The organism is Pontibacter sp. HSC-14F20, assembly GCF_019599265.1.
Taxonomy (GTDB): Bacteria; Bacteroidota; Bacteroidia; order Cytophagales; family Hymenobacteraceae; genus Pontibacter.
In genome coordinates this window covers 39,585-64,152 of the sequence record NZ_JAHZTC010000005.1, presented here as the reverse complement: position 1 = coordinate 64,152, position 24,568 = coordinate 39,585, and the positions used below count along the sequence as shown (strand labels likewise).

Here is a 24,568-nt window from a genome sequence, read left to right as displayed (position 1 = left end):
TTTATCGGTTTCTAATGTCGGCCCAGCGCGCACTGTGTATCGTAAACAGCATGCGCCCTGTCAGCCTGGAGGTATAGCGGGCGGGTACACGCAGGCGCAAATCCTGCAACATCAGCTCAAAGCTGGTGCTGAAGGTAATCGTGTTGCGATCTGGCGTGAAGGTGACCGGGATAACCATTTCTTTGATAATGCCTTGGATGTTGATGAAAACTCTGCTGTTCAGTGTCTGCCTGTTTCGTTTACCGGCATTGAGCTGCTCGATCGGCGCTTCGACCTCAATGTACAACTCTGGATAACGAGATGCAAAAAAGATGTCCTGCACCATGGCTACCGGACTGGAATCGTTGGCTGGCAGCAGGTTTTCGATGGGGAGGAGGCACTCAATTTTGCGGGTGTTCTCGTCGTAGCGCACCAGCATTTTGGTCGACTGAAAGTCGTAAGTGCTGCGCTCTCCCTCCAGGCTGATTTGCATGGTGTTATTGGCCGTGTAAGGTATAGGCGGTTGCTGTGCCTGTGCGCCTGCAGCAATCAGTAGAAAACAAAGTACAGACAGTAGAAATTTGGTCATAACCGGGCTTATGGTAGCATGTAATTGTGCTAACGCAAAACAGCCATGAAAGGTAAAGCAGGGGCTAAGCTTTTATCCTGGTAAATTTCCCCGGAATTAGCAGTATGCTGCCCTGAGCAGGTATAACTTTGTTTGGAGAATAAATAAGACCGCTAAATCTTATTTTTTGTGAAGTATTTTCAAAACTATAACCTCCTGTAGTTGGTATATAGAATAGGATAAATTACCTGAATTTCAAATTGAACAGAGGAGGCCCGCAGCCATAAGTCGGGTATGCTCGGGGAGATGACTCGACATGAACCAGGACAGAAAGAAGAAGGTAGACGCACGCCAGGGCTCAGCATTTGGCAAAATAGAGCATCTGCACCCGATCCGGATGCTGCTATACCTGAGCATGGTAGGTATAGGCGTGCTGTTCTTTGTGCTGGTGGTGGCTTTCGTACGGACGGGCGGTTTCGGTAGCGAACAGTTCTCTCTTCCTAAGTTTTTCAGTATAAGCACGCTGATTCTGCTCTTTAGCAGCTACACGATCAGCAAGATCCCCCGCATTTACAAAAAAGACAAGCTCCGCAAAATGACCCGCTACCTGGCCTTGACATTTCTGCTGGGAGTTGCCTTTATCGGAGCCCAGATTCTGGGCTGGCGTGAACTGACCTTATCCGGTGCCTACTTTACCGGCAAAGCCTCGGGCAGTTACCTATACCTGATCACGGCACTGCACCTGCTGCACCTGTTGGGCGGTATGATCTTTCTGGCTTTCCTGCTGATCAAAACAGCGCACATGGCAGGCGATGGCGTCCGCAGCCTGATCTTTATCCGCGACCCTTACCGACGACTGCAGCTATCCATGCTCAACACGTACTGGCACTTTCTGGGAGCACTCTGGCTTTCGCTATACCTGGTCATTCTGTTTATGGCCTGATCGGGTTACCGCACCAGTGTAACAGAACCTCTGAACTTATCTGCCCCATAGTCAATCACGTAGTAATATACTCCGTCATTTACATCCTTGCCGTCCCACTTAAAGTTGTGTGCTGTGCTCGAGAAAACTTCCTTGCCCCAGCGGTTGTAAATGCTGATGTGCTGAAATGAGCTGGTGCAGGCATCAGCCGGCATACCTGGTATCTCAAAGAAATCATTCAGCCCATCAGCGTTGGGCGTGAAGATATTAGGTGGTGTAAAATCCTTATAGTCCGGTACTTTAACTTTAAACTCCATCGTGATCAGCTGCATTGGAGAAGGGGCACAGGCATCTTCCAGCAGCATAAAGTCTACCCGCAGCACACCCTGCTGAAAGGCCTCACAATTCGCTGCCCAGTTAAACTTGCCCGCCGCCGCACCCTGACCACCCGTAGCCGTAAAGCTCATGCCCATGCTGGCCAGGTCGAAATTCTGACCTCGTGCCTGCATACTTAGCAGGTGCTTGTCCAGGTCAGTACCTCTAAAATTGGCCTCGAAAGGCTCGTTCAGATCCAGTTCAAACACCAGCACCTGTTTGTCTGTTGTTAGCACCGGCACTTGATTTGGGTAATCTGTTCTTACTTCAATAACTTCTGTTCGTGTCAGTTCCTCGCCGCATACCATGGATGTGGCCGTAAATTCAATCTGATAAGAGTCCTGCCTGAGCGTTTCGCAGTCTATCTGCCAACTAAAAGGGGACTGTACCTGCCCGATGCCGGTGCTGCTCTGGAAGCTGATCGGTAAGGAGTTCATATCAAAGTTCAGTCCTCTGGCTGAAATGGTTACCTCATCATTATCGGTGTCAGAACCCAGCACGTTGAAGTCAATTACATCTCCTTCCATTACCGTAAACAGTCGGTCTGGGTCTGAGAGCTGAATAGAGGGCGGTTCGTTCGGGATGGGGTCAATGACAAAGCTTACTTGCAGCGTATCCTGCCGGGGCAGACTGCAGCCATTGTCTTTCACAATCAGGTTGAGCTTGAACACCTGCCCTTTCGTGTCGAAGCACTCATCAAAGCATACATTAGCGTTCAGGGATTTCTGTCCATTAGGTCCGTTTACTACGCCGTTTGTTGTGCCGGAGAAGGTATAGACATCACTGCTGAAATTCACGGGGCGGGCATAGAGGGTCAGTGCCGAGTTAGCGTCCGGATCAGTAAACTCCACATTCAGGCAGCGGGCGTCCGTTGGGCTGATCCGAATGATCTCACCTTGTTTGTAATTCGTGGTCTGGCCATTTACCCTTGCCTGAACAACCGGGCTGTCGTTACGTGGACAGTCTTTTACAAGCAGTTGAAAGTCGCGTCTTACTTCCCCGATTTTTACCCCGGCACGGTACTCCTGCACGCGCACTGCAAACACAAAAAGGCCTACGCGATCCGGGCGAACCGTCAGGCGACCGGTTTGCTTTCCAATAATGATGGGTGGGGAGCCTTGAATTTGGTTATCGCGGTTATACCCGGGTAACCACCTTACCTCAGGGTAAGGAGCAGGGCTCGGGATCGGTGCTGCATTGGTCGGATCGGCGGTAGCATAGCCATTGAGCGGGTTAACCATGTCATACACAAGCGAATCACCGTCGGCATCAGTACCGCTAAAATCGTAGTAAAACAGCTCGTTGGCGCAGGCATAGTCACTCAGCGGCGGAAACAGGCGCGGGGAAGAGTTGACAAATTGTGATCCGTTTCTGGTAACAGGCGGAAACTCCATGTAAAAGACCTGACCTGCTGCATCCGGCATTATAATGTTGTTGATCGTGCGGTTACGGCAGCAGCGCTCCCAGGCCATGTAGTAGCCCTGGGGACTGTTGAATGCATTAGGGGACAAGATAACATCCTGGGAGTATACAATGCGACGTGTACGAAGCTCTCCAGTTGTGCAGGCGATATCGGTGTAGTTAACAAACGTGTCGCTACGCAGTGGCAGCTGCACATCCATCATAAAGCGGTTGGTCTGCTTATCGAAAATCCGGATGTTGGCAGAAGGGTCCCGGGCGCCCGGGGTACCGTTCACATCATCAAAATACAAGTTCATGGTGATGCGGTAGGTATAGCCTGAGCGGTGCTCTATCTCCAGTTCGCCACCAACAATATGTGAGGCTGCAGCAGGCAGACAAACGAATAGAAGGCACATTAAAAGAAGTAGAGCGTGTTTCATGTAAGGCGGCGGTTTGAGATTTACTTCAAATTCTTGTGATAGGGCACTGGTACAAGGGTATAAGTTACAGGAAATCCCGAAACTTCGCTATATAGTCTAAAATATTATGCTGAATGCATCCAACATTCAGACTGGTTATTCGTTATATGGCATCTGGGAATCAGCTTGATATTGCAATATTGAGTAAAAATGTTACTTTTTATACGCAATTAAAACAATCCACGGCTATTGTAGTTTAAGCAGATACAGATTTTTTAATGCCCTTCAAAATTGATCGTTTACCGGATAATGCATAGACCATGATGACGCTAACACAAGAACTTGAATTAAAGAAAAAACTGCTGCAGGAGTCTACCAAACTACTGAACATGCAGATACAGGCAGCAAAAGAAGCTATGGACGAGGCGCAGGAAAGTGCCAACGAACACCATGGCGCCATCGAGGATAAATTTGAATCCTTCAGGGAAGCATGCCAGATACAACGGGACATGTATGCAAGGCAGCTGGACGAACTGATCACGACCATGGGGGTGCTGAAAAGAGTGAACTCAACGAAGGAGAATAAGGAAGTGTCGTTCGGGGCTGTGGTGATGACGGAGTTGCAAAACTACTTTATTGGTGTGAGCCTGGGCGAAATTAAAATCGATGGCGAGTCCTTTTATGCGATCTCCGGATTGTCGCCGCTTTACAAGGCGATGGAGGGCAAAACCAGTGGTGAAAGCTTTGTGTTTCGTGATAAAACCTATAAAGTGCTGCAGGTATTTTAATACTGACTGACAGTATAGTAAACCTTTTACAAAAAAAACAGTTTAATAAAGCAGTAAAGGGTTGAAAACAGAAAAGGTTAGCTTTAGGGCTAACCTTTTCTGTTTTACAGATTGCGTTGTATCGCTTATTCTACCCGCGTCCAGTTTTGCGTTCTGCCAATTAGGGAGATACCGATATAGCCTTTCACCTCCATCTTGTCTTTGCCCGTCATTTTCATGTAGCAGGAGTATGTTTTGCCGCTCTCCGGGTCGTAGATCGTGCCATCGTCCCACTTGTTACCACTGTCGTATTTAAAGTCTTTCATGAACACCATACCTTGTAACGGACGGTTGCGCATCTTCTTGTCAGGGTTATTCTCGTCCAATTTCGGTTTGCCGTTTCTGAGTGGTTCCTTCAATTGCACGATCTTACCATACAGTTTATCGCCTGACTGGTAAATCTCGAAACGCGCTTTGCCTTCTTCATTGGTCCATATGCCAACAGGAGAGAGTTTCTGTGCCCAGGCCACAGTAGAAAAGAGCATTAGGGCTACAAGGGTTAGCAGGTGTTTTTTCATGATTTAGTTTATGTTTGATAAGATTAGTAACGAAATATAGGAAAAATAATTCATTTTTCAACTAAGATACGCCGCTGGTCGATTTTTTGATGAACGAAGCGGTTTAGTGTATACCTAAAAATAAGAATGGCAGCATGTGTTAAGTTTTCTTATACCTGATCGTAGCCCGTAATCAGTTTGCACTCACCTTACTTTGAGCAACTTAAGATTACAGTGTGCAATATACGGGCCATTGCGTATGCTTGAAAAAGAAAAGATGATAAAATAAGTGCTAAACCTTGTGAACTTATCAGCGTTATTTTAACTTTATACAATCAGTGAAAGCGGCGAGTGCTGCAGCTTTGCGCAAGACTACTACACGTAGCGGCGCAAGGTTTATGTCGGACTAAAGAGAAAGGAGGTGCTATGTCTAATCCATCAGTCGTCTTAGTAAGCCTTGGTAATAGTGTTCACCTTAACAGTGAACTGGCTTAGTAAGCAGTGATTATCTACTGCTTACGCAGTAAATATTACCTTTGGTCTTGAGTGATGGTGCTGCTGCAAAACAGGGTGCCGCTTGTTAAGATTTGAAGGATTCTTAAAGCGCTTGGTGTAACTTGACGGGCTACATCAGGCGCTTTTTCCTTTGCCCATACCTATAACCCGGATAGTAAGCTCCTAATCCCTACAGATCCTCTTTGTAAATTGTATTATTGCGCAGCCTGCGTTCCTTCAAAAAAGAGGCTACAAAAGATAACACCGCTAAAAAGCAGCTTATACCCATCAGCAGTACAAGGATATGCTTGCCATCCCAAACAAAATTTTCCAAATCAATGCTCAGGATCAGCAGGAAGCCCGCCAACAGAGTGAGGGCCGTTACGGTGTGAAAAACAAACTGATTATGCCGTTTCAGGTGATAGGTAGTCGCTAGTAGCAATATACCAAACATAGGAGCCACTAAAGCAGGTAGTGGGCGAGAAGGAGAGAGGAAATAGACTGCCAGCCCGGCGAGAATCAACACCAGGGCGTTGATGGAATTGGCTACGTAAGGATGCACCATAATCATTTCTTTTAGCGGAAATTTGCCCGACCAGCAAATGCCAGTCGGGCTATATAGTGTGTCTTACGTAATTATCGTGGATTTTAGTTAGGCCTATACCTTAAAGTACGCGTCTCACACCCAGAAAGCGGGTGTCGTAGCCGCTACCTTCCACCTGACTGATCTTAACACCGCCGTTGGAAGAGGAGTGTACAAAACTGATGGTATCACCTGGCTCAGAAATAACGATACCGACATGACCCGGCTCACGCACCTGTGGATTTGTTCCTGTAAATATAACAAGATCTCCTGGCCGTGCCTCATCGCGGTCTACCGGTATACCATCCTCTGACTGGGTAGTGGAGGAGCGCGTTACTGGTACACCAAATTCCTGGAATACATGCGATGTGAAGCCGGAGCAGTCAAAACCACTGTTGCTTGTACCACCATACCTATAAGGTGTTCCCATCAGCGTCAGGGCATATGCAATTAATGAGTCCGTAGGAGTGGTGCCGCTGGCATTAATCCATCCCATATCAGCGTCGTTTGACCTGGAAGGTATAGCCTTCCTTATTTCAGACTCGGTTTTCAAGTTGTGCTTTTTTATAATGGCTGATTTTGGCAGGGCCTCTGATTTATCAGTTTTCAAGCTGGCAAAGTGTACTGCATTCGTTTCTCTGGAAGGAGAAGTTGTCTGATCGCTGTCTGCTGATATAATAAGCATCAGCAACACAACAGGAGCAAGCATCAAAGCAAATATCTTTTTCATAGCGTTGGGTTTAGGTTTAGTAACAATACCTATGGAAATATCGTGCCAAGATTCCCTATAGGATGTGTGCAACTGCCTAGTATGCTGGGGATAATGAGGAATCGCCTAATCAGTCGTGGCGATTTTGACAGGCATTTTGCAACCGTTTATCTGTGTTTTTGAGCTGTTCATATAAAAGACGCCCAAAATGAATTTATTATGGTATAATAATGTTAATTATTAGTATAAAATCTATATGTTTGTTACTGGGTTTAAAATGTAAAACAATGAAACTGTTTAAGTCAGATACTTGCGAAGTTGGCTATGTAGCAGATCGGTTGGAGCTGCACTTCAACCGAAACATGCAGACAGAGGATTTTAGGCAGGGCTTGCTTGCGGCACTTCGGTTTGCCCGGGAGCATCAGGTCAAGTTATGGCTGTTTGACCTTCGTAACATCGGTAGACTGAGTGAAGAAGAGGAAACCTGGTTGCAGGTACAGCTTTTCCCGCAGATCATGATGCACCTGGGTATCGGAAATCATGTTGCCCTTGTGGTGGACGAGCGCTGCTACGACGACATGGTCAAAGAATCGGGCTTGCTAGGGCTTCAAAGCTATAATTCCTTTATCATCATGAATACATTTTGCGACCTGCAGAATGCCATCCAGTGGCTCAACCACCGCCATTCGGAGTGCGCCTAAGCAGGTATACCTGCCTATATCTTACCAATGCGGATTTTGAAAAGCAGGCTTTTTATCGTAAAATGCCGGAAAGCTTTTAATCATCAACCCATTTAAACGGCATGTTTCAACCAAGGCAATCTACTCTATACTTTTTCTTATCCTGTTGTTTATTTTTCCTGACCGCTCTCTCGGCATACGCCGCTGACCTGCGCTATACCTTGTCAATGCCCGAGCCACATACCCATTATTTTGAAGTGGAGGTAGAGCTGAGTGGTGCCCGGCAGAATTACATTGACTATAAAATACCAGTATGGGCTCCGGGCTCATACCTGGTGCGCGAATTCGCCAAAAATGTGGAAGGTTTCAACGCAACCGACAAATCGGGCAAGGCGCTGCGTCACGAGAAAATCAGTAAAAACACCTGGCGTGTGTATAGCAACAAGGCTGATGCCGTGAAAGTGAGCTACAAGGTATACGCTTACGAGATGAGTGTGCGCACCAGCTTTCTGGATGCATCACATGGCTATGTAAACGGTACGAGCATGTTCATGTACCCGGAGGGCTACCAAAAGCAGCAAGGCACGCTCGTGGTGCAACCTTATGGAGACTGGAAAACAGTATCTACCGGCCTGAAAAGCACCGGAAGCTATACCTATACTTTTCCTGACTATGACGTGCTGGCCGACTCTCCGCTGGAGATTGGAAACCACGAGGTACTGCGTTTTGAGGCGGGCGGCGTACCCCACGAAGTAGCCATGTACGGCGAAGGCAACTACGAGCCTAAGCAACTGATGGCCGATATGAAAAAGGTAGTGGAGGAGTGCATCAGCCTGATGGGAAAGCTGCCGGTTGACCGCTACGTATTCATTGTACACAATCTGCACCGCGGTGGCGGCGGACTGGAACACCTGAACTCCACCACACTTCAGACGAGCCGATGGAACTACGGCACAGAGCGGGGCTATTCCGGCTTTATGGCGCTGGTAGCCCATGAGTACTTCCACCTCTGGAACGTGAAGCGTCTGCGCCCGGCACCGCTTGGTCCCTTTGATTATGATAAAGAGAACTATACCCGCCTGTTGTGGGTATCTGAAGGCATTACCAGCTATTACGACGATTTGCTAACCCAGCGGGCCGGGCTGATGAATACACAGCGCTACCTGGACGTGGTGGCGGGCAGCATCAACTCAGTAGAGAATACGCCAGGCAACCAGATACAGACAATAGCTGAGTCAAGCTTCGATGCCTGGATCAAGTACTACCGCCGCAACGAGAACTCTAACAATGCCGAGGTTTCTTATTATACCAAAGGCGGTGTATTGGGTCATCTGCTGAATATGGAAATCATGAAGAACACGAAAGGAGATAAGAGCCTGGATGATGTGATGCGCTACATGTATGACCGTTACTACACCAAGCTTAACCGTGGTTTTACGGAGCAGGAGTTCAAAGAAGCTTTGGAGCGATTCGCCGGCCGTAAACTGGATGATTTCTTCCAGAATTATGTGCACGGTACCCAAACACCAGACTACAATCGCTATTTTGAGGCTGCTGGTCTCCGCTTGATAAACCAGAATAAGGATGTGTTGAACCTAAATTGGGGTGCAGGAACAGCTGTAGAAAATGGCCGCACCATTGTCAAGAGCGTAGCTCGTGGCAGCAGCACCTGGGAGGGCGGCCTGAACGTAAACGACGAACTTATAGCGATAGACGGGTACAGGGTAGAAAGCGATATTTCCGCTTTGATCAGTGGACGTGCGATCGGGGATAATGTAACGGTAACAGTTGCGCGCGACGGTAAACTGATGGAGTTACAAATTCCGATAGTGGCCGATAAGAGTGTTCGCTATCAGTTTGAGCGGGTGGAGAAGCCAACTGCAGTACAACAGAAAATTTACAACAAGTGGCTGAAGCAGAACTAAACTGCACTCATAGTCATTGACCCAAAAGGCGACGCTTCAAAAAAGCGTCGCCTTTTTCATTAGTCTATACCTTAAGGAGGGATTATTCTGGTGTGCGTACTTTCGGGAGGTCAGAGTAGGAAGCAGGATCGTTTACTTTGTTAGAGAAGTACAAAAACTCTAAGTTGAAACAATGTATTTGAAATATAACTTTACTTACATTGCTTTAAATATTCAGAATAGCACTGAATTCGTCATGCTAAGCGAATCAGTAGTTGTACCGATTTTAGTAACATTTGTAATGCAGTATTTGCGGGAAAATAAAATTGAACTTATATTTCGAGTATAAATACCAGAAAACAAGCGGTTTGCTATATGGTGATAAGTGACTCGTCCTATGCTTTTGTTGCCTTTTTAAAGGAAGCAGGTGTGCTATGCATTAGCTGGAAATTGAAGCCAGACACCGAGCAATTCAGGAATATCTACTGGCAGGCGCTGCAATTTGTTAAGATCAATCCCAGTATCTGTTATTATAGTACTGACATTTCACGCATTGGCCCCCTTGATCCGGAGCAAGAGGCTTGGTTAAGCCGCGAGTATTACCCGCAGGTATCAGACATACTTGGCCAGGACATTTATGCAGCCGTCATTTTCTCTGAAGGGCATTTTAAAGCCTTGGTCAACAACTACATTGCGTCCCGCCTGCTTCCGGTGCATGATTTTATCCACTTCAATTATTTTACAGAAAAGGAAGAAGCGATGGATTGGCTCCTGTACATGCAAAAAGGCCGGGATTCCGCCATTTTAGCAAAATCCTGACCTCTGTTGCAATAGATTCACTTGCCGATCAAGGAAAGATACCAAGCGCCTCGTAGCTTACGCCTATCTTTTCAATAGCCGAAAGGAAAGCCGCTGTACGCATATCTTCTATATCTTTTCTGTTCATCACCCCCCTGATCTCGTGATAGGCATTAATCATGGTATCTTCTAATCCGGAACGTACCAGACTGATCTCATCCGAGCCCTGTATAAGTAAATTGCGTTCGTGCGTTGTCATGCTCTTACCGGACGCAGTTTCTATCGCGTTTACAAGCCGGCGGTGACTGGCTTCTTCTGCCCGTTTTCCCATACGCCCAAAACGCACATTAGACAGGTTTTTTAGCCACTCGAAGTAGGAAACCGTTACGCCACCAGCGTTGATGTACAGGTCAGGTATAATGATAATGCCTTTAGCCAGCAATATCTTTTCAGCATCACGGGTAACGGGACCATTGGCGCCTTCCGCCACTATTTTGGCTTTAATGCGGGCTGCATTGTCAGCATTAATCTGGTTTTCGAGCGCAGCCGGAAGCAGAACATCACATTCTTCCTCCAGCAGGTCGGCTGAGTTTTCAAAATTCTTGCACTGGCCAAAATTCAGAATAGACCCTGTTTCGCTACGATGCTTAAAGGCCTCGGCCACATCGATGCCGTTGGTATTATAAATGCCGCCTTCGCGCTCGGCTATACCTATGATAATGGCACCGTCCTGCTGGCAGAAGTGCGCGGCATTGTAGCCCACATTACCCAGACCCTGCACGATGATGCGCTTGCCCTCCATGGTATTGCCGTCTATACCTGCTTTTTTCATGAGGTCGGTGTCGCCCAAGGCTTCACGTATACCATAAAAAACACCCAAACCAGTGGCTTCCGCACGGCCTCGTATACCGCCCTGCCCGACAGGCTTACCGGTTACGCAGCCCAGCGCATTGGTTTCGCCATACTTAAGTGCCTGGTAGGTATCAGCAATCCAGGCCATTTCGCGGCTACCCGTTCCGTAGTCTGGTGCCGGCACGTCCATACCTGGCCCGATCAGGTTTTTCTTAATCAGCTCAGCTGCATATCGTCGGGTTACTTTCTCAAGCGTTTTTACAGAACTTGTACGCGGATTGATCTTTACGCCTCCCTTGGCACCTCCAAACGGAACATCCACCACAGCGCACTTAAATGTCATCAGCGTTGCAAGTGCCTTCACCTCATCCTCATCTACCTGCATGCTAAATCGTATACCTCCCTTAGATGGAAGTTTGTGATGGCTGTGCTGTACCCGAATGCCTTCGATCACTTCTACACGACCGTCAATCTCAACCGGAAACGATACTTTGTAAACACTGTTGCAGGTCTTTATCTGGGCCAGAATACCAGAGTCAAGCTTTGAATAACTGGCAGCGTGGTCGAAGAACTGGTGCACACTATCCAGAAATTTTTTGCCTTCATTTTGGGTGTTTGCCATGGGAATATTTCTTTTTTTGGTGAATGCATTAATTGAGTTTAGAACGTCACCCGGGTTAATTTGTTTAATTATCGGCTTTGGTTTCAAAAACGGGCCTGCTAAGACCGAAAATAAATCCATGCAGTAGTAACTTGTCAGTAAGCTAGTTAGAGAAACTTAATATATGATACCAATAAATTATTTAATTATTTTTTGTTTTATATATATAATTATTACATCTTTGTTTATGACATTATCATAATTGTATTGATTTTGTTTAAAAACTTCATCCATGTATTCTACTTTATGGCCTAGCGCCGCTTAATCTGCCACATACCATGTACACAGATAATTTAATGGGTGCCAATGCTTTTGGTATGCATTTTTCGGCAAAAGACCAGCACCGGAGTGTGCTCAAGGAGCAACTGATACTGAAGTATCAGCATGAAGAGGAAACACTTTTTATTAAATGGGAGGGAGAGGTAAGCTCCAGTGAGCTGCGTCAGGGGTATGCCCATATTATGAATATGGTGCTTACTTACAAACCCCAAAAGTGGGTTATGGATCTGCAAAGTAGGTTAGCGATCGAAAAAGTGGATCAGCAGTGGGTCTTTAAGTATATTTTCCCGGAAGTGCTGCGGGCTGTAAACAAAAATGTGTTTGTGGCGATCGTGGTGCCGGTATTTGCTTACAACAGCCTGGTAAATGAAATAAATGGGGATGAGCTGATGGATGGAGATAATTTTATGATCATAAATCATTTCCTATACCAGGAAGAAAGCCGTCGCTGGCTGCACGAAATGGTTGAAACCGATTTGAAGATAGCTTAGGTATAGCTCCGTCTTAAAAGAAAAGGTCCGGCTGACGTTATGATTACGTCAGCCGGACCTTTTTATATATGAGCAGGTATAGCTTAATGTACCGAGATCAGTTCTACATCAAAAATCAGAGTTGTGTTTGGTCCGATCACGTCACCGGCGCCCTGCGAGCCATAGGCCAGATCCGAAGGAATGAACAATCTCCATTTGGCACCTTCTTTCATTAACTGAAGCGCCTCTGTCCAGCCCGCAATGACACCGTTCACCGGAAAAGTTGCCGGCTGTCCGCGCTCATAGCTTGAGTCGAATACAGTACCGTCGATCAGAGTGCCGTGGTAGTGGGTTGTTACTTTATCGGAAGCAGCAGGTGATTTGCCCGTACCTTCTTCCAGTACCTGGTACTGCAGACCGCTTGGCAGTGTTTTTATACCTTCCTTGTTTTTGTTTTCAGCTAAAAAGGCTTCGCCGGCTTTCTGATTCTCACCACCTTTGGCACCTTGTTTCTCCTGCATTTCCTGCTGCAGCGCCATCATGGCCATCTGGATTTCCTGCTGGGATAAAGAGGAAGGCTCACCAGCAATGACCTCTTGCAAGCCATTCATAAAAGACGCTGCTTCGATTTCTATACCTTGTTTTTGGAGGTTGGCAGCCATGTCGCGGCCAATAATGTAGCTTATTTTTTCCTGTAGTGTCATGTATAATGATATGGATGATAGGATTGATTTTCGGGAGATAAAGGTACGGGTAATGGACCTATTAACCTAAGTGAGGCTCAATCAAGAGAAAAAAGCAGGTGCTATACCTGCTTTTTCGTATATAAACAACAGTCGCAAGTCTAGAGATACAAGTGTATATCTTCTTCGTGGAGATCCATTTGGAGTTGCTCCGGCGCTATCCAGCTCTTCATGAAGTAGCCAAATGTGGTGCCGATAAGCAGGAGAGAGGAGATTGTCGTAAAGCGCATCATGTTTTTTTGCCTGAAGAGTTAAACTTGCATTTTTTAACGCTATATAGTGGTTTAGGTTACTATCTTTATCGCTTCATTTATTGCATTTTAGTACTAAAGCGAGATAATGGAGAATTATCCTGCCTTTTGGGTCAAGATACTGCCTGCTTTATAATTATTAGTGACCAATTTTTGTGTTTTCTCCTTTTCTTTCCGCTAACTTTGCAGTATTAATCCTATAGATTATGAGGCCATCCGGCATATACTATTCTTCCTGGCTTGCTATACCTGCTTCGGGTCTGGTAGCGACATCTCACCATGTAGCCATGTGTGATGAGCTGAACGGTTATTGCCTTGACTTTTTTTCCTCTCCCAAGGCCTTTTGCAAGTAAGCCGGAGCTCTAGACTCTGGCATCCCACAAACAAGACTGGCAATTACTCAATGCTGGTTTAGCAATTTTACTTATCTAATTCATTTTCATTGGTTTTTCATCATGGCAAGTAAGGTCAGTGTGAGGCAATCCATGGGATATGCCTTCTTATCAGCTTATCTGATTACCTTGTTTTTATCGGTGTTCGAGCGGCAGTATCTGTGGCTACTTGTAGCCATTATACCGTTGCACCTGCTATACCTGGGCAACGTCCGGCAGGGCAGGCATTCGATTTTGCGCAACTACCCATTAGTAGGCTATCTGCGCTATTTCTTTGAGAGCATCCGCCCGGAATTACGGCAGTACTTTTTCGAGTCAGATCTAGATGGCAAGCCCTTTAGCCGCCGCCAGCGTTCTATTGTGTATCAACGCGCCAAAAACGTTCGCCAGACAGTTCCTTTTGGTATGCAGGCCAATAGCCAGGATCCCGGCTTTGAGTGGATTGCGCATACCATGTTCCCGGTGCATGTGCAGGCCCAGGACCTGCGCGTAACGATAGGGGGCAGCCGCTGCAGGCAACCTTATAGCGCCAGCATTTACAACATCTCGGCCATGAGCTACGGCTCATTGAGCAAAACCGCTATTACCGCACTTAGTTCTGGTGCCAAACTAGGTGGCTTTGCGCACAATACCGGCGAGGGTGGTGTGAGCCCTTTCCATATTGAGGGAGGCGGCGATCTGATCTGGCAAATTGGTACGGGCTACTTTGGCTGCCGTGACAAAGACGGCAACTTCTCCGAAAAACTGTTTCAGGAGCAGGTAAAGCACCCGAACATCAAGATGGTGGAAATTAAGTTGTCGCAGGGAGCCAAGCCAGGCCACGGCGGTATACTTCCCGCGGCTAAAAACACGCCCGAGATTGCAGCTATACGTAAGGTAGAACCTTATACCACAGTGGCTTCTCCGCCAGCGCACTCTGCTTTTAAAGACCAGTTCACTATGTTGCTGTTCATTGAGCAGCTGCGTGTATTGTCCGAGGGCAAACCTATCGGTATAAAACTTTGTATTGGCAACAAGCAGGAGTTTGAACTCCTGTGCCAGGAAATGAAGCACAACCGTCTCTATCCGGATTTTATTACAATTGATGGAGCTGAAGGAGGAACTGGTGCAGCGCCACTGGAATTTACAGATAGCTTGGGTATGCCGCTTTACGATGCGCTGGCTTACGTGCAGCACATGCTGGAGCTGTACGGACTGCGCGATCAAATCAAACTGATTGCAGCCGGTAAGATTATCACGGGAGTAGACATTATCAAAGCCATTTCGTTGGGTGCCGACAGTTGCTACAGCGCCCGCGGTATGATGTTCGCGCTGGGTTGTATTCAGGCACTGCAGTGTGACTCCGGTCGCTGCCCTGTAGGTATAGCCACACAGGATAAGAACCTGTACAAGGGGCTGGACGTAGCTGATAAACGGGTGCGTGTAGCCAACTTCCATGGCAATACCATTAAATCTACCATCGAGGTGATGGAAGCTTGTGGTTTTGCTTCGCTGGAAGGTATTACTCCGGACAAAATTTTCAGACGTGTGGAGCAGGGGCAAACGAAAAGCTTCCGGGATATTTATTTCCCAAAGAAGCCTTCATCCAGTCCTATCAGCAAAAATTACGTACTTAATTGATATGGAAAATGTGATCTATCTGACGGAGAAGGACTATAAGCGCCTGATTGACCTGGTGCAACAGCAAAGAAAAGGGCCGGGCATGCAAGCCAACATCGCCAAACTTGGGGAGGAACTGAAGCGTTCCAAACGGGTTGCTTCTGAAGAGATTCCGGCTGAGGTCGTGACCATGAACTCCAGTGTGTTGTTGCGGGACCTGAAAAGTGGCAATAAAATGGAAATTACATTGGTATACCCGAAAGATGCCGATGTAAATGCCCGCAGGATCTCGATTTTAGCACCAGTCGGCACGGCAATTATAGGCTGCAGAGAAGGAGATGAGGTGGAATGGCCTGTGCCATCCGGCACCATTAACTACAAGATAGAGAAAGTAACTTTCCAACCGGAGGCATCCGGCAATTTCGCATTATAAGGTTTAGTATATACCTGGCAAAAAGCCGGTTCGCAACCTGAAAAGGTATAGCGAACTGGCTTTTTGTTTTTGAAATCGGTGACGATCTATACCTGTTTTATCAGACATAATCGTTCACGTCTTCGTCCCATAGGTCAAAATCAATGTCATCTTCGACTATTCTCGTGCTGAGGTATACGTAAGTGGCCAGGCCTAGAAATAGGAGGGCGGAGCCAATGAGCACAAATGGAAAATCTTCTGAGTCTGTGTTTTTTGTTTTCATAAACGCGATGCTAATATCTTGCTGTATACCTTCCTAGGTTGCAATTTGTTGTCAGGCTGCTGTTTGTCAGCAGGTATAAAAAAGGCCGGACTATTGCCCGGCCTTTCTACTAACGCCAGCATCACTGGCATTATGTAAATTTAATTACATATTTCTGCGGTACTGTCCGCCTACCTCAAACAAGGCATTGGTGATCTGGCCCAGCGAGCAGAATTTCACTGTTTCCATCATCTCCTCAAAGATGTTACCGTTGTTGATGGCCACCTGCTGGATGCGCTTTAGCATTTCGGCAGATCTATCCGCATTGCGCTGTTGCAGCGATTGTAACATTGAGATCTGGTACTGCTTTTCTTCTTCGGTAGCACGGATTACTTCTGTTGGCAACACCGTAGGGGAGCCAGTTGACGAAAGGAACGTATTCACGCCGATAATCGGATATTCGCCCGTGTGCTTCAGTGTTTCGTAATACAGACTTTCCTCCTGTATCTTACCACGCTGGTACATGGTTTCCATAGCACCCAACACGCCACCACGTTCTGTGATGCGGTCAAATTCCGTTAATACAGCTTCTTCCACCAGGTCGGTCAGTTCTTCGATGATGAACGAGCCTTGCAGCGGGTTCTCATTTTTCGCTAGTCCTAACTCCCGGTTGATGATCAGCTGAATCGCCATGGCACGGCGTACAGATGCTTCGGTTGGCGTCGTGATCGCCTCATCATAAGCATTGGTATGCAGTGAGTTACAGTTGTCATAAATTGCATACAGTGCCTGCAGTGTGGTGCGGATATCGTTGAAGTCGATTTCCTGCGCGTGCAGCGAACGACCGGACGTCTGGATGTGGTACTTCAGCATCTGCGAACGGGCATCGGCGTTATACTTGTGCTTCATCGCTTTCGCCCAGATTCTACGCGCCACGCGACCAATCACCGCGTATTCCGGGTCGATACCGTTGGAGAAGAAGAAGCTCAGGTTCGGCGCAAACTTATTGATGTCCATGCCGCGGCTCACATAATACTCTACAAACGTAAAGCCGTTTGCCAGTGTGAAGGCCAACTGCGAAATAGGGTTGGCACCCGCCTCTGCAATGTGGTAGCCCGAGATGGAAACCGAGTAGAAGTTACGCACGTTCTTGTCGATGAAGTAAGCCTGCACGTCACCCATCAAACGCAGCGAGAATTCTGTGGAGAAAATACACGTATTCTGCGCCTGGTCTTCTTTCAGGATATCGGCCTGCACAGTACCGCGCACTGCTGCCAATGTACGCGTTTTGATCGGCTCGTATACCTCAGCCGGCAACACCTGGTCGCCGGTTACGCCGAGGAGCATCAGGCCTAAGCCATCGTTGCCTTTCGGCAACTCGCCCTGGTACTGCGGACGTGCTGTACCTTTCTCTTTGTAAATAGCCTCAATTTTCTGGTTGATCTCATCTTCCAGGCCGTGCTCTTTAATGTAAAGCTCACACTGCTGATCAATGGCAGCGTTCATAAAGAAGCCGGTCAGGATCGCAGCCGGACCATTGATGGTCATGGAAACCGAAGTCATCGGATCAGCCAGGTTAAAGCCGGAGTACAGCTTCTTGGCATCGTCGAGGCAGCAAATGCTCACGCCGGAGTTACCAATCTTACCATAAATATCTGGTCTGAAATCGGGGTCTTCGCCGTACAATGTTACCGAGTCAAAGGCGGTAGACAGACGCTTGGCTGGCATCCCCAAACTCACATAGTGGAAGCGACGGTTGGTACGCTCCGGTCCGCCTTCGCCGGCAAACATACGGGTCGGGTCTTCGCCTTCGCGCTTGAACGGGAACACACCCGCTGTGTATGGGAACTCGCCCGGCACATTCTCCTGCAGGTTCCACTTCAGTAAATCACCCCATGCTTCGTAGCGTGGCGTAGAAACTTTCGGAATTTTCAGGTGAGAAAGCGACTCGGTATGTGTCTTGATTTTCAGCTCTTTATCGCGCACCTTGAAGATATAGAACTCATTCTTGTAAGCCTGTACTTTCTCTTTCCAGTTCTCAAGAATTTTTTTGTTCTGCCCGTCCAGACTCAGCTCTACTTCGGCATAAGCCTGCTCGAGTTGCTTGATCAGGCGGTCTTTGTCTTCGACCTCTATACCTTGCACCGCCTCAATCGACTTCTTGATGCCGTAGAGTTTTTGAGCAATCTCGCCCTGATCCTTCGTCCACTTGTCGTAGCTGCGGATGGTTTCGGAGATTTCAGACAGGTAGCGGGTACGGGCAGGAGGGATGATGAACACCTTTTCCGACATCTCTTTGGAAGTCTGCAGGTTGGAGTTAAATTCCACGCCGGTTTTCTCGCTCAGCTTGGCCATCACGGCACGGTAGAGTTGGTTCATGCCCGGGTCGTTGAACTGCGATGCAATGGTGCCGAAAACCGGAATCTCTTCGTCGCTCACATCCCACAGCTGGTGGTTGCGTTTGTATTGTTTTTTCACGTCACGCAGGGCGTCGAGGGCACCGCGCTTGTCAAATTTGTTCAGGGCGATTACATCAGCAAAGTCGAGCATGTCGATCTTCTCGAGCTGCGTGGCGGCACCGTACTCCGGCGTCATCACATACAAACTCATGTCCGAGTGCTCAATGATTTCGGTATCTGACTGGCCTATACCGGATGTTTCGAGGATGATCATGTCAAAATCTGCGGCCTTCACGATATCCACCGCGTCCTGCACATACTTGCTCAGGGCGAGGTTGCTTTGGCGCGTGGCCAGCGAGCGCATGTATACCCGCTCGTTCGAGATCGAGTTCATGCGTATACGGTCACCAAGCAAAGCGCCACCTGTTTTACGCTTCGACGGATCTACCGAAATGATGGCGATTTTCTTTTGAGGGAAGTCTATCAGGAAGCGGCGCACCAATTCATCTACCAAAGATGATTTACCTGCACCCCCTGTACCTGTTATACCTAGCACCGGCGTTTTTACTTCTTTGGCCTGTTCTCTTACTTCATTCAGAATACTGCGGGCTTCTTCCGGGAAGTTTTCTGCTGCCGAGATCAGGCGGGCAATAGCTTTTGGATCTTTATCGCGCAGGTGACTGGCCTCGCCATTCAGGTCTTTGCCCGTCGGGAAGTCGCATTTCTCCAGCATGTCGTTGATCATACCCTGCAAGCCCATGGCGCGGCCGTCGTCAGGGGAGTAGATGCGGGCAACCCCGTATTCGTGCAGTTCCTCGATCTCAGTGGGTAGAATTACCCCGCCGCCGCCGCCGAAAATACGGATATGGCCGCAGCCGCGCTCTTTTAGCAGGTCGTACATGTATTTGAAGTACTCCAGGTGACCACCCTGGTACGAGGTAATGGCAATGGCCTGGGCATCTTCCTGCACGGCGCAGTCCACGATCTCCTGTACGGAGCGGTTGTGGCCCAGGTGAATCACCTCGGCGCCGGAGGCCTGAATGATGCGGCGCATGATGTTAATGGATGCATCATGCCCGTCGAACAGGGAGGCTGCCGTTACGATACGAATATGGTTAACGGGCTTATATGGCTCTATTTTAGTAATTTGCATAATTTACTAACAAGGATTTTTCAAATATGATGCGAATATAGTCATTTTTGCGCAGGATTGACAGCGCAGGCTATACCTTGCTTTACGTGATATACCTGCAAAAAAATAGCCCGAAGCGGTCTGGCATCAGGCTGTACTTGTACTGCAAATAAAACAATTGCCTTACCCTATACCTGCTTCTTTGCCAAGCGATACCAGGTCGGCCACGTTGTTGGTGCCCAGCTTGCGCTGAATGCTTTTGCGGTGTGTGCTTACAGTGTTGGGGCTGATGTAGAGGCGCTTGGCTATTTCCTTGGTGCTGCAGCCCTGGCAGATCAATTCCAGTATTTCAATTTCGCGTTTACGCAGACTTTTCAGAAGGAGCCTGTTCTTTTGCTTCAGATTTTCTTTGAGCGCCTGTATCAGCTGTTTCTCAGTATTCATGTGGGGACTCATGTCCACATCCACACAAATCACCTCTTTTACCTCACCCTGCTGGTTTTTACTGAATGCTTTGGCCCAGCCCAGGAACCATTTGTACTGACTTTCGTGCTTGTGTCTGGCCCGGAACAAGCCTCCGTACTCAGCCCCGTTAAATTGCTGGTAATGGTTGATGCTGTCTTCAGGTATGTGCTGGTCCTCCGGATGAACGATAGCCTGCAAATAGGCCATACCGCCCATCTCCAGAATCTCTGACAAGGTATAGCCGAGGGTTTCTTCGTTGGTTCTATTGCACCAGACCAGGCCCTGGTCAAGATTGGAGACGTAGACGTTGGCCGGCACCTCGTGGATGACTTTTTCCAGGAACTCACATTTCGCGCGCAGATTTTGGATCTCACGGTCCATGTCGGCAAACTTATCGGCATCGCAGGACGGGTCGGGCATAATGCAGGGGTTGTGCGTTTTAGCTAAATGGATTTTAAAGGTATAAGAACTACACGGGAAACTCAACAGTATGCCTGTCTAAATTAGTCGAACTGATAAGGCAAAAGGGGCAAACAAAAAATGATTTAAGCCGGAATACAGCAACAAACCCACTTTCTTCTTAACTTTGTTTTTCGTAATAACTATTTATGAAGAACATTCGCAATTTCTGCATCATCGCCCACATCGACCACGGTAAAAGCACCCTGGCCGATCGCCTGCTGGAGTTTACGTCTACAGTGGCTGAGCGTGAAATGCAAAACCAGCTGCTCGACAACATGGATCTGGAGCGTGAGCGCGGCATTACCATCAAGAGCCACGCTATCCAGATGAATTACCATTATAAAGGAGAGGATTACGTACTGAACCTGATCGATACGCCAGGCCACGTCGACTTCTCTTATGAAGTATCCCGTTCCATCGCCGCCTGCGAGGGTGCGCTGCTCATCGTTGACTCTTCGCAAGGTATAGAGGCCCAGACTATTTCGAACCTATACCTGGCTATTGGCTCTGACCTGGAGATTATCCCGGTATTGAACAAGATTGACCTGCCGCACGCCATGCCCGAAGAGGTAAGTGACCAGATCATCGATCTGATCGGCTGTGATAAAGAAGATATTATCCATGCCTCCGGAAAGTCAGGTATAGGTATAGAAGATATTCTGAGCGCCATTTGCGAGCGTATACCTGCTCCCAAAGGCGATCCTGCCGCTCCGCTACAGGCTTTGATTTTCGACTCGGTGTTTAACTCTTACAGAGGCATTGAGGTCTATTTCCGGATTTATAATGGTACACTCAGGAAAGGGGAGAAGGTAAAGTTCATCAACACCGGCAAAACCTACGAAGCAGACGAGATCGGGGTACTGAAACTGAACCAGGAACCACGCCAGGAGATGGCTGCCGGTAATGTGGGCTACCTGATTTCCGGTATAAAGAACGCCAAAGAAGTAAAAGTAGGCGATACCATTACACATGTCGACCGTCCTGCTGCAGGTATACAGGGTTTCGAAGACGTGAAGCCAATGGTATTTGCCGGTATATACCCGGTAGAAACAAGCGAGTACGAAGAGCTGCGCGCTTCCATGGAGAAGCTGCAGTTGAACGATGCCTCGCTGGTATGGGAGCCTGAAACGTCAGCAGCACTTGGCTTCGGTTTCCGTTGCGGCTTCCTGGGAATGCTGCACATGGAGATCGTGCAGGAGCGTCTGGAGCGTGAATTTGACATGACGGTGATCACAACCGTGCCGTCGGTACAGTTCCATGCCTATACTACCAAAAACGACATGGTGAAGGTAAATGCGCCTTCCGAAATGCCGGAACCCAATTACATCGACCACATCGAGGAGCCTTTTATCAAGGCGCAGATCATCTCAAAGGCAGAGTACGTGGGCCCGATCATTTCGCTTTGTATGGACAAGCGCGGTATCCTTAAAAACCAGACATACCTGACCAGCGACCGCGTGGAGCTTTCTTTTGAGATGCCGCTTGCAGAGATCGTATTCGACTTTTTTGATAAACTGAAGACCATTTCCAGAGGTTACGCCTCGCTTGACTACGAGCTGATCGGTTTCCGCCAGTCGAACATGGTGAAGCTGGACGTGATGCTGAACGGCGAGAAAGTGGATGCGCTGAGTGCTATCGTGCACCGCGACAAAGCCTACGACTGGGGCAAGCGCCTGTGCGAAAAGCTGCGTGAGCTGCTACCACGCCAGATGTTTGAGATTGCCATTCAGGCAGCAATCGGACAGAAGATCATCGCCCGCGAAACAGTGAAGGCCCTGCGCAAAAACGTATTGGCCAAGTGCTACGGCGGTGACATTTCGCGTAAACGCAAGCTCCTCGAAAAACAGAAAAAAGGTAAGAAGCGCATGCGCCAGGTAGGCAACGTGGAAATTCCGCAAGAAGCCTTCTTAGCTGTGCTTAAACTCGACTAACATTAGCAAGCCCCGACGTGCCTCCCCGCGCCGGGGCTTGTCGCTTAAAATGCTTAGTCCAAATACATATTGAAAAGAACAAAAAGACTTCATGATGACAAATTGATTTTTTGTCTTTAGTCAAATTTCCTCTCAAAAAACTCAGAACGCTTAATTCATAACTTTTAACTATAAACATGATTCTGCTCGACGGTAAAAAAACATCTGAAGCCATTCAGCAAGAGATTGCTGCTGAAGTTGCCGAAATTAAAGCCAATGGAGGCAAGGTGCCGCACCTTGCGGCGATACTGGTAGGCAATGACGGGGGTTCTGTCACGTACGTGAACAACAAAGTACTGGCCTGCGATCGTGTGGGTTTTGGCTCTACGCTGGTACGCTACGAAGACGATGTGACCGAACAAGAACTGCTCAGCAAGATACTGGAACTCAACGAGAGTGAAGAGGTGGATGGCTTTATCGTGCAGTTGCCGCTGCCCAGGCACATTAACACCCAGAAAGTGCTGGAGGCGGTAGATCCTAAGAAAGATGTGGATGGTTTCCACCCGGCGAACGTAGGTCGCATGGTAGCCGGTCTGACCTCTTTTCTGCCAGCTACTCCTTACGGAATCCTGCAGCTCATTGAGCGTTACGGCATTGAAACAAATGGCAAACACTGTGTAGTGATCGGAAGGAGCAACATTGTGGGCTCTCCTATGAGCATCCTGATGGCCAAAGCGGCATACCCGGGCAACGCTACAGTTACCCTTTGCCACCGCAACACCTTCGATCTGGGCTACCATACCCGCCAGGCCGATATCATCATTGCAGCAGTTGGTTTGCCCGGCTTGATAACTGCCGACATGGTAAAAGAAGGTGCTGTGGTAATTGACGTTGGCACAACCCGCGTACCAGACGCATCTCGCAAGTCAGGTTACAGATTGCGTGGCGACGTGGATTTTGACAACGTGGCACCTAAGTGCAGCTACATCACGCCGGTCCCAGGCGGGGTTGGTCCGCTCACTATTGCCATGTTGCTGAAAAATACACTGCGAGCCGCCAGGAAAGAGGTATACGCGTAGTCCGGAGTCAGAGCTTGAATTATTATAATGGGTAGGGAAATGCCGAGGCCTCGGCATTTCCCTACCCATTTCTGTTTTTACCCTATTTCTTGCTGCCCCTCTTTTTGATGTATACATTTCAGATCGATTGCTCTAGGTATATCCTGAGCAAGGTTTACCAATCCGCTTGATTGTGTCGTTTGCGCAATGCTGTAAATTTGCAGGAATGTACCTTGTTTTAATGCTCTAATCCCTGTTCCGGAACGGAACGCCCTGTATACCTTGTTGCTTTTTTAACTAACTTTGCAAGTTGGCTGAGATTTATACCTTGTACAGGTATAGCCGAACTATTATTTAATTAAGGTCTTTACCTGTGCTTATAGGTATAGCCGATGGAATACAGAATTGGAAACGACAAAAGCATACAAAACCGCCTCGATTCATACAGTGCCTAAAGATGGCAGCGAACTTCCGTTGATGGAGGCATTTTATACCATTCAGGGAGAGGGTGGTAACACCGGCACAGCGGCTTATTTTATCAGGCTTGGCGGCTGCGATGTGGGCTGCCACTGGTGCGACGTAAAAGAGAGTTGGGACGCTGAACAGCATCCGCTCACGCCTATATATGAAATTGTTAATACGGCCACAACCTTTCCCGGCAAAACTGTCGTAGTGACAGGTGGCGAACCTTTGCTCTACAACCTCAACCCGCTGACAGCCGGATTGCAGGAGGCAGGTATACGCACCATGATCGAAACCTCCGGGGCTTATCCTTTGAGCGGTCACTGGGATTGGGTGTGTTTGTCTCCAAAGAAGTTCAAGGCACCAGATGCTTCAGTCTATCCTTTTGCAGATGAGCTAAAAGTCATTATATTTAACAAATCGGATTTTGCGTGGGCAGAAGCGCATGCGGCAAAAGTGGGAGCTGACTGTAAGCTATACCTGCAGCCGGAGTGGAGCAAAGCCGGGCAATTGATGCCACTTATTGTCGAATACGTTAAAAACAACCCCCAATGGCGTGTGTCCTTGCAGACACACAAGTACATGGATATTCCGTAAAAGCT

At 48.0% G+C, this 24,568-nt stretch carries 22 protein-coding genes; 11 read left to right on the top strand and 11 right to left on the bottom strand.

Annotated features, from left to right (window positions below; all coding sequences use genetic code 11):
* Position 1: 1 nt before the first annotated feature.
* Positions 2-568 (bottom strand): hypothetical protein, encoded by a 567-nt coding sequence (locus K3G39_RS06490; RefSeq protein ID WP_220625369.1) that lies wholly within the window; start codon positions 566-568, stop codon positions 2-4.
* A gap of 295 nt (positions 569-863) precedes the next feature.
* Here K3G39_RS06490 and K3G39_RS06485 point away from each other — a divergent pair, with 295 nt between their 5' ends.
* Positions 864-1,490: a cytochrome c oxidase subunit 3 gene (locus K3G39_RS06485; RefSeq protein WP_220625368.1), complete on the top strand. Its 627-nt coding sequence runs from the start codon at positions 864-866 to the stop codon at positions 1,488-1,490.
* 5 nt (positions 1,491-1,495) lie between these two features.
* On the opposite strand, the gene K3G39_RS06480 is transcribed toward K3G39_RS06485, so the two are convergent.
* Complete coding sequence (locus tag K3G39_RS06480; RefSeq protein ID WP_220625367.1) at positions 1,496-3,685, bottom strand: gliding motility-associated C-terminal domain-containing protein; 2,190 nt, start codon at positions 3,683-3,685, stop codon at positions 1,496-1,498.
* A gap of 299 nt (positions 3,686-3,984) precedes the next feature.
* Between K3G39_RS06480 and K3G39_RS06475 the strand changes: the two genes are divergently transcribed.
* Positions 3,985-4,452 (top strand): hypothetical protein, encoded by a 468-nt coding sequence (locus K3G39_RS06475; protein WP_220625366.1) that lies wholly within the window; start codon positions 3,985-3,987, stop codon positions 4,450-4,452.
* 125 nt (positions 4,453-4,577) lie between these two features.
* Here the strand turns inward: K3G39_RS06475 and K3G39_RS06470 are convergent, their stop codons facing one another.
* The 3 genes from K3G39_RS06470 to K3G39_RS06460 all read right to left on the bottom strand — a co-directional run bounded on the left by K3G39_RS06470 (position 4,578) and on the right by K3G39_RS06460 (position 6,796).
* Positions 4,578-5,009 (bottom strand): DUF2147 domain-containing protein, encoded by a 432-nt coding sequence (locus K3G39_RS06470; RefSeq protein ID WP_255594075.1) that lies wholly within the window; start codon positions 5,007-5,009, stop codon positions 4,578-4,580.
* A 664-nt stretch (positions 5,010-5,673) separates the two neighbouring features.
* A complete protein-coding gene (locus tag K3G39_RS06465) occupies positions 5,674-6,048 on the bottom strand; it encodes a hypothetical protein (protein WP_255594074.1) in 375 nt (124 codons plus the stop codon).
* A gap of 100 nt (positions 6,049-6,148) precedes the next feature.
* The gene (locus K3G39_RS06460; RefSeq protein ID WP_220625364.1) at positions 6,149-6,796 is read right to left on the bottom strand and encodes a C40 family peptidase; all 648 of its coding nucleotides are present in this window, start codon (positions 6,794-6,796) and stop codon (positions 6,149-6,151) included.
* A 266-nt stretch (positions 6,797-7,062) separates the two neighbouring features.
* Between K3G39_RS06460 and K3G39_RS06455 the strand changes: the two genes are divergently transcribed.
* The 3 genes from K3G39_RS06455 (at position 7,063) to K3G39_RS06445 (ending at position 10,178) form a co-directional block, all read left to right on the top strand.
* On the top strand, positions 7,063-7,476 hold the full coding sequence (locus K3G39_RS06455; RefSeq protein WP_220625363.1) for a hypothetical protein: 414 nt from the start codon (positions 7,063-7,065) through the stop codon (positions 7,474-7,476).
* Positions 7,477-7,577: 101 nt separating this feature from the next.
* Positions 7,578-9,380, top strand: a complete 1,803-nt coding sequence (locus tag K3G39_RS06450) for a M61 family metallopeptidase (protein WP_220625362.1) — start codon at positions 7,578-7,580, stop codon at positions 9,378-9,380.
* A 354-nt stretch (positions 9,381-9,734) separates the two neighbouring features.
* The gene (locus tag K3G39_RS06445; RefSeq protein WP_220625361.1) at positions 9,735-10,178 is read left to right on the top strand and encodes a hypothetical protein; all 444 of its coding nucleotides are present in this window, start codon (positions 9,735-9,737) and stop codon (positions 10,176-10,178) included.
* Between the two features lie 28 nt (positions 10,179-10,206).
* On the opposite strand, the gene K3G39_RS06440 is transcribed toward K3G39_RS06445, so the two are convergent.
* Positions 10,207-11,631 carry a Glu/Leu/Phe/Val dehydrogenase gene (locus K3G39_RS06440; protein WP_220625360.1) on the bottom strand — a complete coding sequence of 475 codons (1,425 nt, stop codon included), beginning with the start codon at positions 11,629-11,631 and terminating at the stop codon, positions 10,207-10,209.
* 317 nt (positions 11,632-11,948) lie between these two features.
* Between K3G39_RS06440 and K3G39_RS06435 the strand changes: the two genes are divergently transcribed.
* Entirely contained in the window at positions 11,949-12,440 is a 492-nt protein-coding gene (locus K3G39_RS06435; protein WP_220625359.1) for a hypothetical protein, read from the top strand.
* An 83-nt stretch (positions 12,441-12,523) separates the two neighbouring features.
* Here the strand turns inward: K3G39_RS06435 and K3G39_RS06430 are convergent, their stop codons facing one another.
* Positions 12,524-13,123: an FKBP-type peptidyl-prolyl cis-trans isomerase gene (locus K3G39_RS06430; protein WP_220625358.1), complete on the bottom strand. Its 600-nt coding sequence runs from the start codon at positions 13,121-13,123 to the stop codon at positions 12,524-12,526.
* Between the two features lie 140 nt (positions 13,124-13,263).
* A complete protein-coding gene (locus K3G39_RS20780; protein WP_255594073.1) occupies positions 13,264-13,395 on the bottom strand; it encodes a hypothetical protein in 132 nt (43 codons plus the stop codon).
* A gap of 473 nt (positions 13,396-13,868) precedes the next feature.
* On the opposite strand from K3G39_RS20780, the gene K3G39_RS06425 reads away from it, so the two are divergent.
* Positions 13,869-15,425, top strand: coding sequence for an FMN-binding glutamate synthase family protein (locus K3G39_RS06425; protein ID WP_255594072.1), 1,557 nt, complete (start codon positions 13,869-13,871; stop codon positions 15,423-15,425).
* A 1-nt stretch (position 15,426) separates the two neighbouring features.
* Positions 15,427-15,837, top strand: a complete 411-nt coding sequence (gene rnk / locus K3G39_RS06420; RefSeq protein ID WP_220625357.1) for a nucleoside diphosphate kinase regulator — start codon at positions 15,427-15,429, stop codon at positions 15,835-15,837.
* Positions 15,838-15,937: 100 nt separating this feature from the next.
* Here the strand turns inward: rnk and K3G39_RS06415 are convergent, their stop codons facing one another.
* The 3 genes from K3G39_RS06415 to K3G39_RS06405 form a co-directional block, all read right to left on the bottom strand.
* Positions 15,938-16,099, bottom strand: coding sequence for a hypothetical protein (locus K3G39_RS06415; RefSeq protein WP_220625356.1), 162 nt, complete (start codon positions 16,097-16,099; stop codon positions 15,938-15,940).
* 144 nt (positions 16,100-16,243) lie between these two features.
* A complete protein-coding gene (locus tag K3G39_RS06410) occupies positions 16,244-19,630 on the bottom strand; it encodes a methylmalonyl-CoA mutase family protein (protein ID WP_220625355.1) in 3,387 nt (1,128 codons plus the stop codon).
* A 162-nt stretch (positions 19,631-19,792) separates the two neighbouring features.
* Positions 19,793-20,494: a DUF4080 domain-containing protein gene (locus tag K3G39_RS06405; protein WP_220625354.1), complete on the bottom strand. Its 702-nt coding sequence runs from the start codon at positions 20,492-20,494 to the stop codon at positions 19,793-19,795.
* 188 nt (positions 20,495-20,682) lie between these two features.
* On the opposite strand from K3G39_RS06405, the gene lepA reads away from it, so the two are divergent.
* From lepA to K3G39_RS06390, 3 genes are all read left to right on the top strand, one after another.
* A complete protein-coding gene (gene lepA / locus K3G39_RS06400) occupies positions 20,683-22,467 on the top strand; it encodes a translation elongation factor 4 (protein ID WP_220625353.1) in 1,785 nt (594 codons plus the stop codon).
* 176 nt (positions 22,468-22,643) lie between these two features.
* Positions 22,644-23,525: a bifunctional 5,10-methylenetetrahydrofolate dehydrogenase/5,10-methenyltetrahydrofolate cyclohydrolase gene (locus tag K3G39_RS06395; protein WP_220625352.1), complete on the top strand. Its 882-nt coding sequence runs from the start codon at positions 22,644-22,646 to the stop codon at positions 23,523-23,525.
* A gap of 384 nt (positions 23,526-23,909) precedes the next feature.
* On the top strand, positions 23,910-24,563 hold the full coding sequence (locus K3G39_RS06390) for a 7-carboxy-7-deazaguanine synthase QueE (protein ID WP_220625351.1): 654 nt from the start codon (positions 23,910-23,912) through the stop codon (positions 24,561-24,563).
* Positions 24,564-24,568: the final 5 nt, after the last annotated feature.

What these genes read in the sequence shown, in the direction of transcription:
- K3G39_RS06410 (WP_220625355.1), bottom strand. Translation starts at nt 19,630, where the DNA reads ATGCAAATTACTAAAATAGAGCCATATAAGCCCGTTAACCATATTCGT.
- K3G39_RS06485 (WP_220625368.1), top strand. Translation starts at nt 864, where the DNA reads ATGAACCAGGACAGAAAGAAGAAGGTAGACGCACGCCAGGGCTCAGCA.
- K3G39_RS06430 (WP_220625358.1), bottom strand. Translation starts at nt 13,123, where the DNA reads ATGACACTACAGGAAAAAATAAGCTACATTATTGGCCGCGACATGGCT.
- K3G39_RS06425 (WP_255594072.1), top strand. Translation starts at nt 13,869, where the DNA reads ATGGCAAGTAAGGTCAGTGTGAGGCAATCCATGGGATATGCCTTCTTA.
- K3G39_RS20780 (WP_255594073.1), bottom strand. Translation starts at nt 13,395, where the DNA reads ATGATGCGCTTTACGACAATCTCCTCTCTCCTGCTTATCGGCACCACA.
- K3G39_RS06470 (WP_255594075.1), bottom strand. Translation starts at nt 5,009, where the DNA reads ATGAAAAAACACCTGCTAACCCTTGTAGCCCTAATGCTCTTTTCTACT.
- K3G39_RS06460 (WP_220625364.1), bottom strand. Translation starts at nt 6,796, where the DNA reads ATGAAAAAGATATTTGCTTTGATGCTTGCTCCTGTTGTGTTGCTGATG.
- K3G39_RS06415 (WP_220625356.1), bottom strand. Translation starts at nt 16,099, where the DNA reads ATGAAAACAAAAAACACAGACTCAGAAGATTTTCCATTTGTGCTCATT.
- lepA (WP_220625353.1), top strand. Translation starts at nt 20,683, where the DNA reads ATGAAGAACATTCGCAATTTCTGCATCATCGCCCACATCGACCACGGT.
- K3G39_RS06395 (WP_220625352.1), top strand. Translation starts at nt 22,644, where the DNA reads ATGATTCTGCTCGACGGTAAAAAAACATCTGAAGCCATTCAGCAAGAG.
- K3G39_RS06445 (WP_220625361.1), top strand. Translation starts at nt 9,735, where the DNA reads ATGGTGATAAGTGACTCGTCCTATGCTTTTGTTGCCTTTTTAAAGGAA.
- K3G39_RS06405 (WP_220625354.1), bottom strand. Translation starts at nt 20,494, where the DNA reads ATGCCCGACCCGTCCTGCGATGCCGATAAGTTTGCCGACATGGACCGT.
- K3G39_RS06490 (WP_220625369.1), bottom strand. Translation starts at nt 568, where the DNA reads ATGACCAAATTTCTACTGTCTGTACTTTGTTTTCTACTGATTGCTGCA.
- K3G39_RS06475 (WP_220625366.1), top strand. Translation starts at nt 3,985, where the DNA reads ATGATGACGCTAACACAAGAACTTGAATTAAAGAAAAAACTGCTGCAG.
- K3G39_RS06455 (WP_220625363.1), top strand. Translation starts at nt 7,063, where the DNA reads ATGAAACTGTTTAAGTCAGATACTTGCGAAGTTGGCTATGTAGCAGAT.
- K3G39_RS06480 (WP_220625367.1), bottom strand. Translation starts at nt 3,685, where the DNA reads ATGAAACACGCTCTACTTCTTTTAATGTGCCTTCTATTCGTTTGTCTG.
- K3G39_RS06465 (WP_255594074.1), bottom strand. Translation starts at nt 6,048, where the DNA reads ATGGTGCATCCTTACGTAGCCAATTCCATCAACGCCCTGGTGTTGATT.
- rnk (WP_220625357.1), top strand. Translation starts at nt 15,427, where the DNA reads ATGGAAAATGTGATCTATCTGACGGAGAAGGACTATAAGCGCCTGATT.
- K3G39_RS06435 (WP_220625359.1), top strand. Translation starts at nt 11,949, where the DNA reads ATGTACACAGATAATTTAATGGGTGCCAATGCTTTTGGTATGCATTTT.
- K3G39_RS06440 (WP_220625360.1), bottom strand. Translation starts at nt 11,631, where the DNA reads ATGGCAAACACCCAAAATGAAGGCAAAAAATTTCTGGATAGTGTGCAC.
- K3G39_RS06450 (WP_220625362.1), top strand. Translation starts at nt 7,578, where the DNA reads ATGTTTCAACCAAGGCAATCTACTCTATACTTTTTCTTATCCTGTTGT.